General features: G+C 68.3%; 17 protein-coding genes and 1 riboswitch. Of the genes, 1 reads left to right on the top strand and 16 read right to left on the bottom strand.

The features are described 5' to 3' along the window. Positions 1 to 9: 9 nt before the first annotated feature. The gene (hisF, locus tag FB459_RS12170) at positions 10 to 765 is read right to left on the bottom strand and encodes an imidazole glycerol phosphate synthase subunit HisF (protein WP_141928704.1); all 756 of its coding nucleotides are present in this window, start codon (positions 763 to 765) and stop codon (positions 10 to 12) included. Between the two features lie 24 nt (positions 766 to 789). On the opposite strand from hisF, the gene FB459_RS12175 reads away from it, so the two are divergent. After that, the gene (locus FB459_RS12175) at positions 790 to 1,422 is read left to right on the top strand and encodes a nucleoside/nucleotide kinase family protein (RefSeq protein WP_141928705.1); all 633 of its coding nucleotides are present in this window, start codon (positions 790 to 792) and stop codon (positions 1,420 to 1,422) included. Positions 1,423 to 1,438: 16 nt separating this feature from the next. Here FB459_RS12175 and FB459_RS12180 read toward each other — a convergent pair whose 3' ends face one another. The 15 genes from FB459_RS12180 to coaBC all read right to left on the bottom strand — a co-directional run bounded on the left by FB459_RS12180 (position 1,439) and on the right by coaBC (position 15,421). Further along, positions 1,439 to 1,930: a PH domain-containing protein gene (locus FB459_RS12180; RefSeq protein ID WP_141928706.1), complete on the bottom strand. Its 492-nt coding sequence runs from the start codon at positions 1,928 to 1,930 to the stop codon at positions 1,439 to 1,441. Positions 1,931 to 1,937: 7 nt separating this feature from the next. Further along, entirely contained in the window at positions 1,938 to 2,783 is an 846-nt protein-coding gene (hisG, locus tag FB459_RS12185) for an ATP phosphoribosyltransferase (RefSeq protein ID WP_141928707.1), read from the bottom strand. 48 nt (positions 2,784 to 2,831) lie between these two features. Beyond that, positions 2,832 to 3,095 carry a phosphoribosyl-ATP diphosphatase gene (locus tag FB459_RS12190; RefSeq protein WP_141928708.1) on the bottom strand — a complete coding sequence of 88 codons (264 nt, stop codon included), beginning with the start codon at positions 3,093 to 3,095 and terminating at the stop codon, positions 2,832 to 2,834. A gap of 93 nt (positions 3,096 to 3,188) precedes the next feature. Then, positions 3,189 to 3,938, bottom strand: a complete 750-nt coding sequence (pnuC, locus tag FB459_RS12195) for a nicotinamide riboside transporter PnuC (RefSeq protein ID WP_141928709.1) — start codon at positions 3,936 to 3,938, stop codon at positions 3,189 to 3,191. Then, positions 3,935 to 4,426, bottom strand: coding sequence for a 6,7-dimethyl-8-ribityllumazine synthase (gene ribH, locus FB459_RS12200; RefSeq protein ID WP_141928710.1), 492 nt, complete (start codon positions 4,424 to 4,426; stop codon positions 3,935 to 3,937). The genes pnuC and ribH overlap by 4 nt, the downstream gene beginning before the upstream one ends. Continuing rightward, complete coding sequence (locus FB459_RS12205) at positions 4,423 to 4,782, bottom strand: bifunctional 3,4-dihydroxy-2-butanone-4-phosphate synthase/GTP cyclohydrolase II (RefSeq protein ID WP_141928711.1); 360 nt, start codon at positions 4,780 to 4,782, stop codon at positions 4,423 to 4,425. Before FB459_RS12205 ends, ribH begins: the two co-directional genes overlap by 4 nt. 106 nt (positions 4,783 to 4,888) lie before the next feature. Beyond that, positions 4,889 to 5,695, bottom strand: coding sequence for a bifunctional diaminohydroxyphosphoribosylaminopyrimidine deaminase/5-amino-6-(5-phosphoribosylamino)uracil reductase RibD (ribD, locus tag FB459_RS12210; RefSeq protein WP_246092427.1), 807 nt, complete (start codon positions 5,693 to 5,695; stop codon positions 4,889 to 4,891). A gap of 59 nt (positions 5,696 to 5,754) precedes the next feature. Continuing rightward, positions 5,755 to 5,887: riboswitch (FMN riboswitch) on the bottom strand. Positions 5,888 to 5,992: 105 nt separating this feature from the next. Further along, a complete protein-coding gene (locus FB459_RS12215) occupies positions 5,993 to 6,862 on the bottom strand; it encodes a Rieske (2Fe-2S) protein (protein WP_168990169.1) in 870 nt (289 codons plus the stop codon). Positions 6,863 to 6,963: 101 nt separating this feature from the next. Beyond that, complete coding sequence (gene rpe / locus FB459_RS12220; protein ID WP_129625031.1) at positions 6,964 to 7,620, bottom strand: ribulose-phosphate 3-epimerase; 657 nt, start codon at positions 7,618 to 7,620, stop codon at positions 6,964 to 6,966. 22 nt (positions 7,621 to 7,642) lie between these two features. Then, entirely contained in the window at positions 7,643 to 9,172 is a 1,530-nt protein-coding gene (locus FB459_RS12225; protein WP_129625030.1) for an RsmB/NOP family class I SAM-dependent RNA methyltransferase, read from the bottom strand. Then, a complete protein-coding gene (gene fmt / locus FB459_RS12230; RefSeq protein ID WP_129625029.1) occupies positions 9,169 to 10,092 on the bottom strand; it encodes a methionyl-tRNA formyltransferase in 924 nt (307 codons plus the stop codon). The genes FB459_RS12225 and fmt overlap by 4 nt, the downstream gene beginning before the upstream one ends. Positions 10,093 to 10,094: 2 nt before the next feature. Then, the gene (locus FB459_RS12235) at positions 10,095 to 10,763 is read right to left on the bottom strand and encodes an HAD-IA family hydrolase (RefSeq protein WP_129625028.1); all 669 of its coding nucleotides are present in this window, start codon (positions 10,761 to 10,763) and stop codon (positions 10,095 to 10,097) included. Positions 10,764 to 10,785: 22 nt separating this feature from the next. Beyond that, entirely contained in the window at positions 10,786 to 12,825 is a 2,040-nt protein-coding gene (locus FB459_RS12240; protein WP_246092428.1) for a primosomal protein N' family DNA-binding protein, read from the bottom strand. Between the two features lie 86 nt (positions 12,826 to 12,911). Further along, on the bottom strand, positions 12,912 to 14,129 hold the full coding sequence (gene metK / locus FB459_RS12245) for a methionine adenosyltransferase (protein ID WP_141928712.1): 1,218 nt from the start codon (positions 14,127 to 14,129) through the stop codon (positions 12,912 to 12,914). A 71-nt stretch (positions 14,130 to 14,200) separates the two neighbouring features. Then, complete coding sequence (gene coaBC / locus FB459_RS12250) at positions 14,201 to 15,421, bottom strand: bifunctional phosphopantothenoylcysteine decarboxylase/phosphopantothenate--cysteine ligase CoaBC (protein ID WP_141928713.1); 1,221 nt, start codon at positions 15,419 to 15,421, stop codon at positions 14,201 to 14,203. Between the last annotated feature and the right edge of the window lie 5 nt (positions 15,422 to 15,426).

Below are 15,426 nucleotides of genomic sequence, written 5' to 3' on the forward strand. Positions count from 1 at the left end.
GTGCCGCGCTCAACGGACGGGGTGACCCGCGGTTCGCAGCGCGGCCTTGACCTGGTCGATCCTCAGTTGACCGAAGTGGAACACCGAGGCGGCGAGCACGGCGTCCGCGCCGGCCTCCACCGCTTGGACGAAGTGCTCGATCGTTCCGGCGCCGCCGCTCGCGATGAGCGGAACGTCCACCTCGCGTCGAACAGCGCGGATCAGCTCGAGATCGAAGCCGTCCTTGGTGCCGTCGGCGTCCATCGAATTCAACAGGATCTCGCCGGCGCCGAGTTCGCACGCCCGCACGCACCATTCGATGGCTTCGAGACCGGCGGATTCGCGTCCACCGTGGGTGGTCACCTCGAACGAGCCGTCCGCCGCCCGCCGCACATCGGCCGAAAGCACCAGAACCTGCGAACCGAACCGATCGGCGATCTCCCGAATCACCTGCGGTCGGGCGATGGCGCCGGTGTTGATCCCGACCTTGTCGGCCCCGGCCCGCAGCAGGCGATCGACGTCCCCGGCCTCCCGCACTCCCCCGCCGACGGTCAACGGAATGAACACCTCTTCGGCGGTCCGACGGACCACGTCGTACGTGGTTTCCCGGCCGGCCGAGCTGGCGGTGACGTCGAGGAAGGTCAGTTCGTCGGCACCCTGGTCGTCGTATCGGTGGGCCAGTTCGACCGGGTCGCCCGCGTCGCGCAATCCGGTGAAGTTCACTCCCTTGACCACCCGACCGGCGTCGACGTCGAGACACGGGATCACACGCACTGCAACCGACATGCGGCACAGCGTAATCTTCGGCACGTGACCGAGACCCCGACAGCTCAGCAGGCGGACGCCGCTGACCATCTGAGCCGCCCACAGGCGAAGAACCCCATGGTCGAGAAGATCGCCCGCGCAGCGCTTCAGCGTGCCGGCGAGATCACCGACCGCCCCGTGACGATCACGATTGACGGGCGCTCCTCGACCGGCAAGACCACCCTCGCCGGCGAGTTGTCGGCGGTGCTGGACGACGCGCCCGTCGTCCACATGGACGACCTCTACCCCGGCTGGAACGGCCTGGCAGCTGCCCTGCCGGCACTCACGGACGACATCCTGATCCCGTTGCGGGGCAACGAGATTGCCACCTATGAGCAGTACGACTGGATCGAGGGCGACTTCACTGCAGAGTTGTTCGTGGAGCCCGCGCCGTACGTGATCGTCGAAGGATGCGGCTGCAGTGTCGGCCCGGCGGGTCAGCTGAGCGACGTCCGGGTGTGGCTGGAAGCAGACGATGACCTACGCCGCGCCCGTGGACTCGTCCGCGATGCAGGCGCGTTCGACGAGCACTGGGACACATGGGCCGAGCAGGAAGAATCCTTGTTCACCGGTGACGAGACCCGCGAACACGCCGACCTGGTCTTCGACACCAGCCACTTGCTCCGCGAATCCGCCTGAACAAGAAAGACTTCGGTCAGCCGACGGATTCGTCCGGGTAGGCGTTGGCCTCCACCAATGCTGCCATTCGTTGCGCCTCGGCCTGGGCGAACTCGCCGTCGGCGCGCTGTACCGCCATCACGGCGAGCTGTTCGGTGTCCGCGAGATCGAGGATCAGCCACGGTGACCCACCGCCGAACTGGACGCCGAGGATCTCCTCCCAGGCGACCTCCCGGGTGAGGAAGAGGTTGCGCACGATCAAGCCCTTGTCGGTGGGCACGGCCTTGATCGCGGTGTAGCGCCAAAGGAACGCAGCCATGCCGACGCCGAGCAGGAACATCATGAGCGCGTCCAGGACGGTCCACCCGGTGACGCCGCCGCGGGGCAGGTTGATGGCCACGAAACCGAAGACCGCGATCGAGGCAAGCCCCGCCACCAGCGGCACCCACCGTCCGCTGCGGGGCCGGAACGGCGTGTACGGGTCGTGGTCGCCCGAATGGTGTGGGTCGGAACCGCTCGGGGTGTTCATCGAGAACTCACAATCGGCAGGCAGCGATCTCTGTCACCAGGATGGCACGAGCACCCAGGTCGTAGAGCTCGTCCATGAGGGCGTTCGTGCGCTTGCGCGGCACCATCGCACGCACCGCGACGTAGTCCGGGTCGTGCAACGGGGAGATCGTCGGTGACTCCAGGCCGGGCGTGATCGCGGACGCTTTCTCGACGAGGTCCTTGCGGATGTCGTAGTCGAGCATCACGTAGTCGCGGGCCGTGAGCACACCCTGCAAGCGGCGGACCAGGACGTCGACCGCGGGGTTCGCGCCGGCCTCCGCCGGACGGATCAGAACGGCTTCGCTCTTCAGGATCGGCTCGCCGAACACCTCGAGCCCGGCGTTGCGCAGGGTGGTACCGGTCTCCACGACATCCGCGATGACGTCGGCGACACCGAGGGTGACCGCGGTCTCGACGGCACCGTCCAGTCGGACGACGGACGCCTCGACACCGGCGTTCTTCAGATCGGATTCGACGAGACCTTCGAAGCTCGTGGCGACGCGCTTGCCCGCAAGGTCGCCCACCGAGCAAGCAACACCAGGGCGCGCGGCGTACCGGAAGGTGGAGGCACCGAAGCCGAGCTGCATGGCCTCGATCGCCGGCGCTCCGGAATCGAGCAGCAGATCGCGGCCGGTGATGCCGACATCGAGCGTCCCGCGTCCGACGTACACGGCGATGTCCCGTGGTCGCAGGAAGAACAGTTCGACGTCGTTGTCGGCGTCGACGACGACCAATTCCTTCGACTCACGACGACCGCGGTAACCCGCCTCACGCATGATCTCGGCGGCGGACTCGGCGAGGCTGCCCTTGTTCGGCATGGCGACTCGCAGCATGGTGAAACTCCTTGTGCAGATTGAAGATCGGCTCGAACCACTCGGGGCTCAGAGATGTCGGTAGACGTCCTCCAACGCGATGCCGCGCTCCAGCATCAGCACCTGCAGGTGGTAGAGCAGCTGGCTGATCTCCTCGGCGGCTTTGTCGTTGCCCTCGTACTCGGCGGCCATCCACACCTCGGCAGCCTCCTCGACGATCTTCTTGCCGATGAAGTGGACGCCGGCCTCGATCTCTGCGACCGTGCCGGATCCTTCGGGACGCTCGGCTGCCTTGTCCTGCAGCTCGGCCCACAACTGCTCGAAGCTCTTCACGGGGCACAAGGGTACGCAGCGGGGCGGAGCCCGCGGACGAGCGGCCGGGACGTGGACGCGCCCACGTGACCCCGGCCACTCGGCGGGTGGGGGTCAGGCCGTGACCGGTTGGCTCCCGCGCTCTCGCCGGGTCACCTTCACCCACTGGGTGAACCCGTAGATCACGAACAGCCCGTAGAAGATGTACATGACCGCTGTGGGCACATAGTCGGTGGCGAACCCGAACGGCACTCCCACCAGGTCGACCACGATCCACGCCAGCCAGAACTCGTTCCAGGCGCGGGCCATCGCGTACGTCGCGACGATCGACCCGACGAACACCCATGCGTCGCACCAGGCGAACCACCATTCCGGCGTCCAGTGCGGGTTGGCATTCGCGTCCAGGATCGCCTGGAAGACGGCGTGGGCAATCACCGTTCCCACGATCCAGAAAGCCGCCATCAGCAGGCGTTCCTTGTTCGTCGCCCATCGCGGGGTGACGGCCGCCTCGGACGCCTCCGCGCGCTTGTTCTTGCGGTACTGGTTCCACCGCCACCAGCCGTAGATGCTGGTGGTGATGAAGAAGATCTGTCGCCCGGCCTGCCCGAACAGCGGGATGCGGGTGTCAGTGCCGAACGCGGCTCCGATGTAAACGAAGAACAGCATGACGTTGGCGACGATGCCGACCGGCCACGCCCACACCCAGCGCTTCATACCGAGGTAGGCGGACGCGACACCGATCAGCACACCGATCAACTCGAGCCAGTGCAGTTGGTACTTGCCGATGTCGAGGTGCCATTCCAACAGCTGCTGGAAGAAGTTCTGCTCGCCGCCCGCGGCAGCGGCCAGCACGGTCGTTCTCATGCGTGTTCTCCTGATGTGTGTCGTGGCGCGTCGCGAAGCGTACGCGCGGTCGCCAAGGCCGCAGTCGCGGCCTCGTATCCCTTGTCCTCACTCGAACCGGGCAAGCCCGCCCGATCCAGAGCCTGCTGATCGTCGTCGCACGTCAACACCCCGAATCCGACCGGGACGCCGGTGCGCACCGAGACCTCGGTGAGGCCGATGGTGGCTGCCTGGCAGACGTAGTCAAAGTGCGGTGTCCCGCCCCGCACCACCACGCCCAGTGCGACGACCGCGTCATGGTCGGCGGCCAGACGTGCCGCTGCGACCGGAAGTTCGAAGGATCCCGGGACGCGGACGACGGTGGCGTCCGCGACGCCGGCATCGTCCAGGGACCGCTGTGCTCCGGCGAGCAGGCCGTCCATCACCTGTTCGTGCCAACTCGCGGCGACGACAGCGACCCTCAGACCGCGCCCGTCGACCTGGACGGTCGGTGCTCCGTGTCCGCTCATACGGTTGCTCCTTCGTGGAGGTCGGGAAGGTCGTGACCCATCCGGTCACGTTTGGTCTGTAGGTAGCGCAGATTGTGATCGCTGACGCGCACCGGTGACGGCTCCATCGAACCAACCTCGATTCCGTTGTCCTGCAACCCGAGTCGCTTTGCGGGGTTGTTGCTGATCAGCCGAACATCGCAGATGTCGAGGCTGTGCAGGATCGCTGCTGCCGCCGCGTACTCCCGGGCGTCGACCGGCAGGCCGACGCCGCGACCCTCGTGACCACGCAGGTAGACGGGACTCGTCGTCGGCGACGAGCATCGGACGTCCGTCTCGTAGCGCCTGGAGTGCGTCCTCGAAGGAGTTGAGTTCATGCCCTGACCTCCTCGACGTCCCTCGCCCCCACCACGATCTGGGCTGAATCGCCCTGCCGTTCAATGCTTTCGACGCGTCCGAGTTCCTGGATGATTCCGGTGAACATCAGATTTCTCCTTCGGGTTCGAGCAGCCGGCTGTCCGCCGGAAGGTCACGGTGCCCGACGACGACCCGTAGCGGGTCGTGTCCGGTGTACGCCGAGCCGCGGACGGTGAGGGCCGGGTCGTCCGTCAGCGCGGTGCCGGTTCCCACGACGACCGCGCCGGAGCGCGCGCGCAGCGCGTGGACGTCCGCCCGGGACGCGTCCCCGGTGATCCACCTGCTGCTGCCGTCGGCCGCGGCGATACGGCCGTCGAGGGTGGTCGCGTACTTCCACGTCACGTGGGGCCGGCCGTGCTCGGCCGCGAAGAACCAAGCTTCGTTCAGCGCTCTGGAGGACTGTTCGAAGCGCGGGGACGCCTTTTCGACGGCGATTCCGGCCTCACGCAGCAGCGCTGCTCCGCCGCCTGCTCGCTCCGATGGATCCGCCGCTACGAAAACCACACGCTCGACCCCGGCGTCGATGAGCGCCTGTGCACACGGCGGCGTTCGTCCGACATGCGTGCAGGGTTCGAGCGTGATGAAAGCCGTTGCGCCCCGGGCCGATTCGCCGGACTGTGCGAGTGCGGCGGCTTCGGCGTGGGCCGTGCCCGCGCCTGCGTGGAAGCCCTCCCCGACGACCACTTCGTCTCGCACGAGAACGCAACCGACGCGTGGATTGGGGTCGACGAGAGAGCCGAGCGCGGCGAGTGCCAGCGCACGGTCGAGCATCTGCTCGTCCTGGGGGCTGAGCGCCATCGGTTCCTTCGGTCGTCCGTCATGGACGTGAACCGGGGCGATGGCGAACGCCAGGAAACCCGCACGGGCTGACATCGAATGATGCACACCCGCAGGGCACCCTGCGTGCTCAGAGAATGCCGAAGCAGACCCTGAACGTGCGCCTCCCATCCGGACTTTCACCGTCGGTCCCGGAATTCCACCAGGTCAACCGCTCACCTCCGAAGAGGATCACGGGTCGCGGACTGTCACCGCCGGCTCAGAGTTTCGCTGACCCCGGAGCACGTTTCGCCGATCAGTATGACACTTCCCGTCCAGGTACTCGACCGGCTGGGTGGTCTCGGTGATCGCGTCATCCTCTTGCGCGGCAATGCCGACCGCGAAGGCTGAGGTTCAGGACGCCTTGACCAGCACCCGCCCGTCGGCGATCTTCACGTCCCAGCTGGGCTGCTCGACCGACGCCGGACCACGCATCGGCTTGCCGTCCCTCAGTCTGAATTCGCTTCCGTGCCAAGGGCATCGGATGCATCCGTCCTGGACTGTTCCTTCGTCGAGCGGGCCACCGGCGTGCGTGCACACGGACGACAGCGCGTACACCCGGTCGTTCTGTTCGATGAGTACCACCGAGACACCGTCCGCCGTCACCCGCATCGGCGTGCCAGGGGTGAGATCGACGCGGGCAGCGACGTCGGTCCAGTCGTCCGTGCGGTGCTCGAACGCGGTGTGGTTGACACCTACACCCTTGACGAACGACAGGTGTCCACCGAGGTAACCGGCCCCCGCGGTGAGACCGACCCCTGCCAGGCTCAGCAGCCGCCCGGTGGAATGCCGACCCTTCCCACGCGCCACCCAGGACGCGACCTGCAGGACGGTGGCGGCCGAGTTGGCAGCGGCGTGCACCAACCCGACCCGCTGTTCGGCTCCGTAGCTGTCCGACCAGTCGGACGCCCCGGTGGCCGCAGTGGGAACGGAGGCGAGGATCCCCACCCCCACCAACCGGCGCGCCGCCGCGGCGTCTGCTCCGGTGAGGTCGAGCACGGTCGCCATGGCGTACGCGCCGATCGGCACGTCGGACAGAACCGGATGGATCGGGTGGCCGAGGAAGGTGCCGGAAAGGATGTTCTTGACCGCCTTGTTGCCGGTCAATCTGCCGACGAAGCCGGCGTACGGCTCACTGATCTTGTCGAGGCCGCCCATCTCCTCGATCGTGCTGACCACAGTGCCTATCGGGTTGCTCGTCGGGTTGCTCGTCGGGTTGCTCATGACAGATTCTCCGTTTCGCAGGGGTCGCCGAGCCGGCGGCGCATACTCCTGCGTACCACTCGAGCGCAGTCGGCGGTAGTCGTTCGGCCTGTGGATCGTCGTCAGTGGACGCAGGATGCGGCCAGCTCGCGCAGTTCGTCGACTGCGGCCGCCGCGTCATCGGCGCCGTAGACCGCCGACCCGGCGACGAAGACATCGGCCCCCGCCTCGGCGCATTGCTCGATGGTCTTGGCGGACACTCCCCCGTCGACCTGCACCCAGATGTCGCCGCCGTGTTTGCGGGCGGCCTCGCGCACCTGACGCACCTTCGGCATCTGGTCCGCCATGAACGACTGGCCACCGAACCCGGGTTCGACGGTCATCACCAGCACCATGTCGAGTTCGGGCAGGAGTTCCTCGTACGGAGCGAAGTCGGTGCCCGGCTTGATCGCCATCGACGCACGGGCTCCCGCCGACCGAAGCGCTCGGGCCAGCTTCACCGGGTCCTTCGCGGCCTCGATGTGGAAGGTGACACTCTGTGCCCCTGCCTCGGCGTACTTCGGTGCCCAGTGGTCGGGGTCGTCGATCATCAGGTGGCAGTCCAGCGGCATCGGCGCCACCTTCAGCAGCGACTCCACGACCGGCAGGCCGAGCGTGAGATTCGGCACGAAGTGCGCGTCCATGACGTCGACGTGTGCCCACTCGGCATTGCCGATCCGCTTCAGCTCGGCCTCGAGGTTGGCGAAGTCAGCGGACAGGATGCTCGGTGCGATCTGCATGTGGGACATACCTTTTCGGGAGTCAGACGGACGTGGACTGCTTGCGCAGCAGGGCGAAGAACATCGCGTCGGTGTCGTGCAGATGCGGCCACAACTGAACGCCGGGGCCGTCGCCGAGGTCGGGAATCTGCTTGCCCGTCGCGTCCTTGAAGTACGGCCGAGCGTCCTCCTGGACCACCTCCGGGTGTCGCTTCAACGCGTCAGCGACAACCGCGGTGGTCTCGGCGGTGTGCGGGCTGCAGGTCGCGTAGCCGATGACTCCGCCGGGGCGGGTCGCCGCGATCGCCGAGTCGAGCAGTTCACCCTGCAGCGTGGTCAGACCGGCGACGTCGGACGCCGACTTGCGCCACCTCGCTTCCGGACGACGACGCAATGCGCCCAGGCCCGTGCAGGGAGCGTCGACCAGCACCTTGTCGTAGGTGTCGGGTTCTTCGGCTCCGAGTTCCCGGCCGTCACCGGTACCGATCATCACCTCGATACCCGACTGCAGCGCCGCGGCCATCGTCCGCCGCACCAGGTCGGTGCGATGTTCGCTGACCTCGTTGACGAACAACACCGAATCCTGTTCTGCCGCAAGGCAAGCCAACAGAGCCGCCTTGCCGCCGGGCCCGGCGCACAGGTCGAGCCATTCCTGCTGATCACCCTCGACGGGCACCGATGCCAAAGCGAGGGCGAGCAGTTGTGAGCCCTCGTCCTGCACAGCAGCACGCGTGTCGCGCACAGCGCGGATGGCTCCGGGGTCTCCCCCCGACATCCGGGCACCGAACGGCGACAGGCGCGACGGCGTCGCCCCCTCGTCGAGCAGTTCCTCGACCGTTGCCAGGTGCGGACGGGCGACGAGCATGACGTCGGCCGGGTCGTTGTCCGCCTCGAGCAACCGCCGCAGTTCGGCATCGACATTCTCCGCAGCCGCGGCACCCGAGCCGATCAGCGCACCCCGCAGGGCCCGGACGATCCACTCGGGGTGGGAGTGCTCGACCGCCAACGCGGCGAGCGGCTCACGTCCGGCGGTCACCTCGGCGACCCATTCCTCGCGGGTGCGTTCGCTGACCCGACGCAGCACGGCGTTGACGAACCCGGCCGCGCCCGCACCGTTGACCTCGCGGGCCAGGGCCACGGTCTCGGACGCGGCGGCGTGTGACGGCACTCGCATGCCGAGCAACTGGTGTGCGCCGAGGCGAATGGTGTCGAGCACGGCGGGGTCGATCTGCGACGCACCGCGTCCGGCGGCATGCTCGATGATCCGGTCGTAGAGGCCATGCATCCGCAACGTGCCGTAAGCGAGCTCGCTCGCAAACGCGGCGTCGCGTCCACTGATCCTGTTGTCGCGCAACGCTTTCGGCATAGCGATGTTGGCGTATGCGTCGTTGTCGTGCACCTGTCGCAGGACGTCCCACGCCACCCGTCGTGCCGGGTCCCCGCTGCGGCGGCGCTCGGCGGGCCGCTGCTCGGACCTGGCTCGGTCGGACGTGCGACGCGCCTGCGGACGCTGCCGGCCTTTGGCGTTGCGGTATTCGTCGTGGTTCCTGCCGGACTGCTCGGAGTCGCTCATGCCAGTGACTCCCCTTCCTCGATACGTGCGCCGCGCGCCCAGTCGGGCGCCGGTACTGCCTTCTTGCCGTGCGGCTGCACGATGCCGAGTTCGACAGCGCCCGATCCCGTGCCCACGAACACCGCCTTCTTGGTCACCCGAAGCTCACCTGGCGCAAGGCCTGGCTCGTCGACCGGACGAGCCGACCCGATCTTCAGGCGGGCGTCCCGGAACATCGTCCATGCGCCCGGGGCCGGTGAACAGGCGCGCACCCGGCGATCGATCGCGAATGCCGGCTCGTGCCAACGGATCCGAGCGTCGTCAACGGTTATCTTCGGCGCCGTCGAGACGCCTTCGGCGGGCTGCGGAACAGGGGTGATCGTGCCCTCTTCCATCGCGTCGAGGGTGGCGACCAACAGGCCGGCGCCTGCGCCGGCGAGCCGCTGCAGCAGGTCGCCCGAGGTGTCGCTCGGTTTGATCGTCTCGGTCATCGTGCCCAGCACCGGTCCGGTGTCCATACCCTGTTCGAGCAGGAAGGTCGTGGCACCGGTGACGTCGTCGCCGTGCAGCAAGGCGTGCTGGACGGGGGCCGCACCGCGCCAGGCAGGCAGCAGCGAGAAGTGCAGATTCACCCAGCCGTGTCGCGGGATGTCGAGCACCGCACGCGGCACAAGGGCACCGTACGCGACCACGGGGCACACGTCGGGCTGCAGCGCGCGCAGCCACTCCTGGAAATCCGGTTCCTTGGGATGCCCCGGGGTGGAGACCGGCAGGCCTTCCCGGACCGCGACCTCCTTCACCGGTGACGGTCGTAGCGAGCGTCCGCGCCCGGCAGGAGCGTCCGGCCGGGACACGACGCCGACCACCTCGTGCCGGGACTCGAGCAGGGCCTGCAGGGAAGGAACGGCGGGTTCAGGAGTGCCCGCGAAGACGATGCGCACGCTCAGGCCACCGGACGCACGTCGTACCCGCGGGCGGCGAGGTCCTGACGAAGATCCTCTGGACCGGTGAACTGGACGGCGTCGATGCCGGCTTCGACGGCCGACTGCACGTTGACGATCGAGTCGTCGATGAACAGGAAGTCGTCGATGCCGCCGATGTGGTCGGTGCGCTCGGCAAGCACCTCCCAGATCTCCGGGTCGGGCTTGACGACGCCCTCCTCGCCGGACACGACGATGTCCTCGAAGATCTCCAGGAAGTCGTACTGCTGTTCCGCGAGCGCGAAGAGGTCGGCATTCCAGTTGGTGAGCGCCACCAGGGGTACACCGGCCCGGTCGAGTTCACGCAGCACCTCGATCGAACCCTCGATCGGGCTGAGCGAGGCGGTGAAGTTGTCGATGTAGGCCTGCGCGGCGGGCTCCAGTTCCGGAAACCGGGCGCGGACGTCGGCCACGGCCTGCGCGGGTGTACGTCCGGCGTCGTTGGTGAGATTCCAGGCGAAGAAATCGAACTCGGGATGGTGCACGAATTCTCGCGCCTTGTCCGGCCCGAGTGCGGCCGCCACCGCGTCCTGCGGGATCCACCGGATCAGGACGTTGCCGAGGTCGAAGATCACGGCTTCGGCCGGGGCGGGTGCGAAGCGTTCGTCATCGAGGTCGATGTCGAGATCCATGCCGGAAACCGTATCGCCCGGATCAGAGGGTCGATCCGTCCGGGTCGACCCGTACGGACAGGTGGTCCTTGGCCCTCGCGAGGCTGCGCGAAGTACGCAACGCGGTGATGGCGCCCGAGGCCTGCCCGGCGCGGTCCGCCGGGGCTCGCAGCAGCAATCGCACCTGGGGTTCCGGGCCCGGGAGCGGTGCCGGACCGAAGCGCTCGAGCCAGCCGGGGACGGTGGACGCCGCCGCCGTCACTGCGTCCGGCGTACCGGTGAGCGTGGCCGTCCAGCGGGTGGGTGGTAGGTCGAGCGCGGTGCGCTCGGCGAGTTCGCTCTCGGCGAGGGCCGCTGGGGCCCATCGCACCAGATGCCGCACGACCGGCGACGTCGCCTCCGCGCCGGCGAGCACGACCACTCCGCCGTCGTCCGCCGAACGGCACAGTGCCGCGGCTGCCAACCACTGGCGCATCGCTTGTTCGTTGCTCTGCAGGGACGGCCGGTCGAGCATTGCCCACGCGTCGAGCAGGAGGACGGCTGAATACCCTTGCTCGGCAACGGGTTCCGCACCCGGTGTGGAGATCACGAGGGCCGGTGCTGCGGGCACGCGGGCAACGATCTGGCCCGCTCCGGATCGCACGACCGGCACACCCGGGAACGCGCGTCCCAGTTCCTCGGCGGTGCGCCGAGCACCGATGACGGATGCTCGCAGGCGGGTGTCATCGCACTCGGGACACCGGAACCCGTCCACTCGCGTGTCGCACCACGCGCAGTGCGGAGCTTGGTCGGAGCCGGCGAGTTGCAGCGGGCCGTGGCAGGTCGGGCACTGCGCCGCGTGACCACAGGTGACACAGCGCAACCGGGGAACGTATCCGCGGCGAGGCACCTGCACCAGCACCGGTCCGGTCTGCAGTCCGTCGTGCAATGCCTTCCAGGCGCTGGCCGGCAGGCGAGCATGCGCCGCCGGGCCGTGCCGCTCCACCTCGCGGTCGTCGCCGGCGACGTTGACCCGGGGCAACTGCGCCCGGACGGGCCGGGCCTCCACAGAGACGACCCGTCCTTCGTCCATCCATTGCGCGACGGCGACGGAGCGCGCAAACCCGCCGAGCACGAGGGCGGCCGCGGAGTCGAGATGTCGGCGCCACAGGATGTCGCGGGTGGTGGGGTACGGAGCCCGCGGTTCGGTGAGCAGGTTGTCGCCGTCGTCCCAGCACAGCATCAGGCCGAGGTCGTGCACCGGCGCGAAGGCCGCGGCGCGGTTGCCGACCACGCATTGCACATGACCCCGCAGCACCTTGAGCCAGGCGGTGTAACGCGCCTGTGGCCCCTGGTCGGCGGTGAGGCGGACATAGGAGTCCTTGCCGATCTGGTCATCGAGTTCGCGCGCGACGCGTTCGACGTCGCGGTGATCGGGGACGGTGATGATGACCCCCCGCTTGGCGGACAGGGCCGCTCGGGCGGCGTCGGCGAGCGCCCGCGGCCAATCGAGTGCCGGATCCGTGCTCGGCAGAGCGAGCCAGGACGCTGCGGGCGCCTGCCCTGCTGCGATCCGGCGCAGTAATGCCGGCCCCGCCGGGTAACGCGCCCAGGCCGCGCTCGTCTCCAGCAGCGGCGTCCACGGCGCACTGCCTTCGGTCGCGAGCGCGCCCTCGGCCCGAGCATGACGGGGTGGAACAGCGAGCCGGACGACGTCGGACACCGACCCGGCCTGGTCGGTGGCGATCTGTCGGCACAGACGCAGAATCTCGGGAGTGAGCACCGGTTCGTCGGAGACGACGGTGCGCAGCGGGACGAGTTTGCCGACGTGCTCGGCCGTCGCCGTGCGCTGGAGGAGGTAACCGGTGACGTCCTGTGCGCCGAAGCGCACCTTGACCCGCACGCCGGGCCGTGCGGCCTCGTCCAGGTCGGCCGGGACGGCGTACTCGAAGGTGCGATCGAGGTGGGCGACGCCGAGGTCGAGCATTACCACCGCCACCGGATCGAACTGCGCGAGCGTCGGCTCTGGCCGCTGCTTCTTCGCGCGCGCGGCGGTCCGCAGCAGTTCCAACTGCTGCGGTGTCGCCGGGTGCTCGTCTGTCACGGGTTCGTTCTATCAGCCGTCGACGACACGCCGGTCGATCAGTCCACCGGAGCACGAACTCACGCGGATTCAGGAAGGTCGAGCGGCTATCGGGCTGCGGCCTGGAGCTGCTCGACGCGGTTGGTCTGCTCCCAGGTGAACGGGTTGTCGACACCGTCTGCGGTGGTGCGGCCGAAGTGGCCGTACGCAGCGGTCGGCTTGTAGATCGGACGCAGCAGATCGAGCTGCTCCACGATCGCAGCCGGACGCAGGTCGAAGACCGAGGTGATTGCAGCCTGGATCTTGTCGGCCGGGACGGTCTCGGTGCCGAAGGTCTCGATGTACAGACCGACCGGCTGCGCCTTGCCGATGGCGTAGGCGACCTGCACCTCGCAGCGCGTGGCCAGGCCCGCGGCAACGACGTTCTTGGCGACCCAACGCATCGCGTACGCGGCCGAACGGTCCACCTTCGAGGGGTCCTTGCCGGAGAACGCGCCGCCACCGTGGCGTGCCATGCCGCCGTACGTGTCGACGATGATCTTGCGGCCGGTGAGGCCGGCGTCGCCCATCGGGCCACCGATGACGAACTTGCCGGTGGGGTTGATCAGCTTGCGGTAGCTGCTGACGTCGAGGCTGTTGCCACTCGCGGCGAGTTCCTCCAGCACCGGCTTGATGACGTGCTGGTCGATGTCGGGCTCGAGCATCCCGGTGAGCGAGATGTCCTCCGAGTGCTGGGTCGACAGCACAACCGTGTCGAGTTTGACGGCCTTGTCACCCTCGTAGGAGATGGTGACCTGGGTCTTACCGTCGGGGCGCAGGTAGGCCAGCTCGCCACTCTTGCGGACAGCGGTGAGGCGCTCGGACAGGCGGTGCGCGAGGAAGATCGGCAGCGGCATCAGCTCGGCGGTGTCGTCGCACGCGTACCCGAACATCAGCCCCTGGTCGCCGGCGCCCTGCGCGTCCAGCGCCTCGGTGCCGCCCTCGGCACGGTGCTCGTGGGCCTGGTCGACGCCCTGGGCGATGTCGACCGACTGCTCACCGATGGAGATGGACACGCCACAGGAGTTGCCGTCGAAGCCCTTGAGCGAGCTGTCGTAGCCGACCTCCATGATGGTCTCGCGCACGAGCTTGGCGATCGGCACGTAGCTCTCGGTACGCACCTCACCGGCGACGTGCACCAGGCCGGTGGTCACCATCGTCTCGACGGCGACACGGGAGTTCGGGTCCTGCGCGAGCATCGCGTCCAGGATCGAGTCGCTGATCTGGTCACAGATCTTGTCCGGGTGTCCCTCGGTCACCGACTCGGACGTGAAAAGGCGTGCCACCTGTTATCTCCTTCGTTGCAGCGGCTGCTGGCTTGTGTCGACCCGTCGCCGGGCCGACCTGAGTGTAAAGGTCAGGAGAGGTCCTGACCCACCGCGTCCCACACCGTGTCGGCGATCAGATTCTTGTCCGCCGGACCCACCGTGACGGGCTCCTGCCCCGGACGCATCAGGTGGACGGTGCTGGTGTCCTGCCCGAAGGTGACTCCGTCCCCCACCTCATTGGCGACGAGCAGGTCGCACTTCTTGCGTTCCAACTTGGCTCGGGCATGAGTGAGGACGTCACCGTGCTCGTCACCGGTCTCGGCGGCGAACCCGACGATGTACGGCGTGCGCGAGTCGCCGCGTGCTTCGACCAGGCCGGCCAGGATGTCGGGGTTGCGCACCAACTCGACGGTGGGTGCATCCGGGTCACCGGCGGCGAAACCCTTCTTGATCTTGGCGGCGGAAACCTGCGCCGGACGGAAGTCGGCGACGGCTGCGGCCATCACGATGACGTCGGCCCCGCCGGCGAGTGCCTTCATCTCACGTTCGAGCTCGAGTGCGGTCTCGACCTTCACCAGGTCGACGCCGCCGGGTAGCGGCAAGGAGGCCGTCGACACGAGCGTCACCCGGGCGCCCCGGCGCGCGGCCGCAGCGGCGAGCGCGTACCCCTGCTTGCCGGAGGAACGATTGCCCAGATAGCGCACCGGATCAAGCGGTTCACGGGTGCCGCCCGCGCTGATCACGACGTGTTTGCCGTTGAGTTCGTCATTGGGGCCGCCGCTGACGCCCTCGATGTAGCAGCGACAGTGCTCGAAGATGTCCTCGGGCTCCGGCAGGCGTCCCGGGCCGGTGTCCGCGCCGGTGAGGCGACCGGACGCCGGCTCGATGACATCGATGCCTCGCTCGCGCAGCGTGCTGACGTTGGCAACCGTCGCCGGGTGCGTCCACATCTCCGTGTGCATCGCCGGCGCGAGCACGACCGGGCAGCGCGCGGTGAGCAGGGTGTTGGTCAGCAGATCGTCGGCCAGCCCGTGCGCCGCCTTCGCGAGCAGGTCGGCAGTGGCCGGCGCGACGACCACCAGGTCGGCCTGCTGGCCGATCCGGACGTGCGGCACGCGATGCACGTCGTCCCAGACCTGGTCGCTGACCGGTTTACCCGACAGCGCCGCCCAGGTGGGAGCGCCGACGAACTTCAGCGCGGATGCTGTGGGCACGACGGTGACGTCGTGCCCACACTCGGTGAATCGGCGAAGGAGGGTGCACGCCTTGTACGCGGCGATACCTCCGCCGACACCGAGAACGATGCGCATGCCGG

It is taken from the genome of Yimella lutea, assembly GCF_006715095.1.
Taxonomy (GTDB): Bacteria; Actinomycetota; Actinomycetes; order Actinomycetales; family Dermatophilaceae; genus Yimella; species Yimella lutea.

Bases quoted from the DNA above. Each gene is read 5' to 3' on its own strand.
- rpe (WP_129625031.1), bottom strand. From the start codon at position 7,620: ATGCAGATCGCACCGAGCATCCTGTCCGCTGACTTCGCCAACCTCGAG.
- hisG (WP_141928707.1), bottom strand. From the start codon at position 2,783: ATGCTGCGAGTCGCCATGCCGAACAAGGGCAGCCTCGCCGAGTCCGCC.
- ribD (WP_246092427.1), bottom strand. From the start codon at position 5,695: ATGTCAGCCCGTGCGGGTTTCCTGGCGTTCGCCATCGCCCCGGTTCAC.
- FB459_RS12205 (WP_141928711.1), bottom strand. From the start codon at position 4,782: ATGAACTCAACTCCTTCGAGGACGCACTCCAGGCGCTACGAGACGGAC.
- pnuC (WP_141928709.1), bottom strand. From the start codon at position 3,938: ATGAGAACGACCGTGCTGGCCGCTGCCGCGGGCGGCGAGCAGAACTTC.
- coaBC (WP_141928713.1), bottom strand. From the start codon at position 15,421: ATGCGCATCGTTCTCGGTGTCGGCGGAGGTATCGCCGCGTACAAGGCG.
- FB459_RS12235 (WP_129625028.1), bottom strand. From the start codon at position 10,763: ATGGATCTCGACATCGACCTCGATGACGAACGCTTCGCACCCGCCCCG.
- FB459_RS12215 (WP_168990169.1), bottom strand. From the start codon at position 6,862: ATGAGCAACCCGACGAGCAACCCGACGAGCAACCCGATAGGCACTGTG.
- ribH (WP_141928710.1), bottom strand. From the start codon at position 4,426: ATGAGCGGACACGGAGCACCGACCGTCCAGGTCGACGGGCGCGGTCTG.
- hisF (WP_141928704.1), bottom strand. From the start codon at position 765: ATGTCGGTTGCAGTGCGTGTGATCCCGTGTCTCGACGTCGACGCCGGT.
- FB459_RS12225 (WP_129625030.1), bottom strand. From the start codon at position 9,172: ATGAGCGACTCCGAGCAGTCCGGCAGGAACCACGACGAATACCGCAAC.
- FB459_RS12180 (WP_141928706.1), bottom strand. From the start codon at position 1,930: ATGAACACCCCGAGCGGTTCCGACCCACACCATTCGGGCGACCACGAC.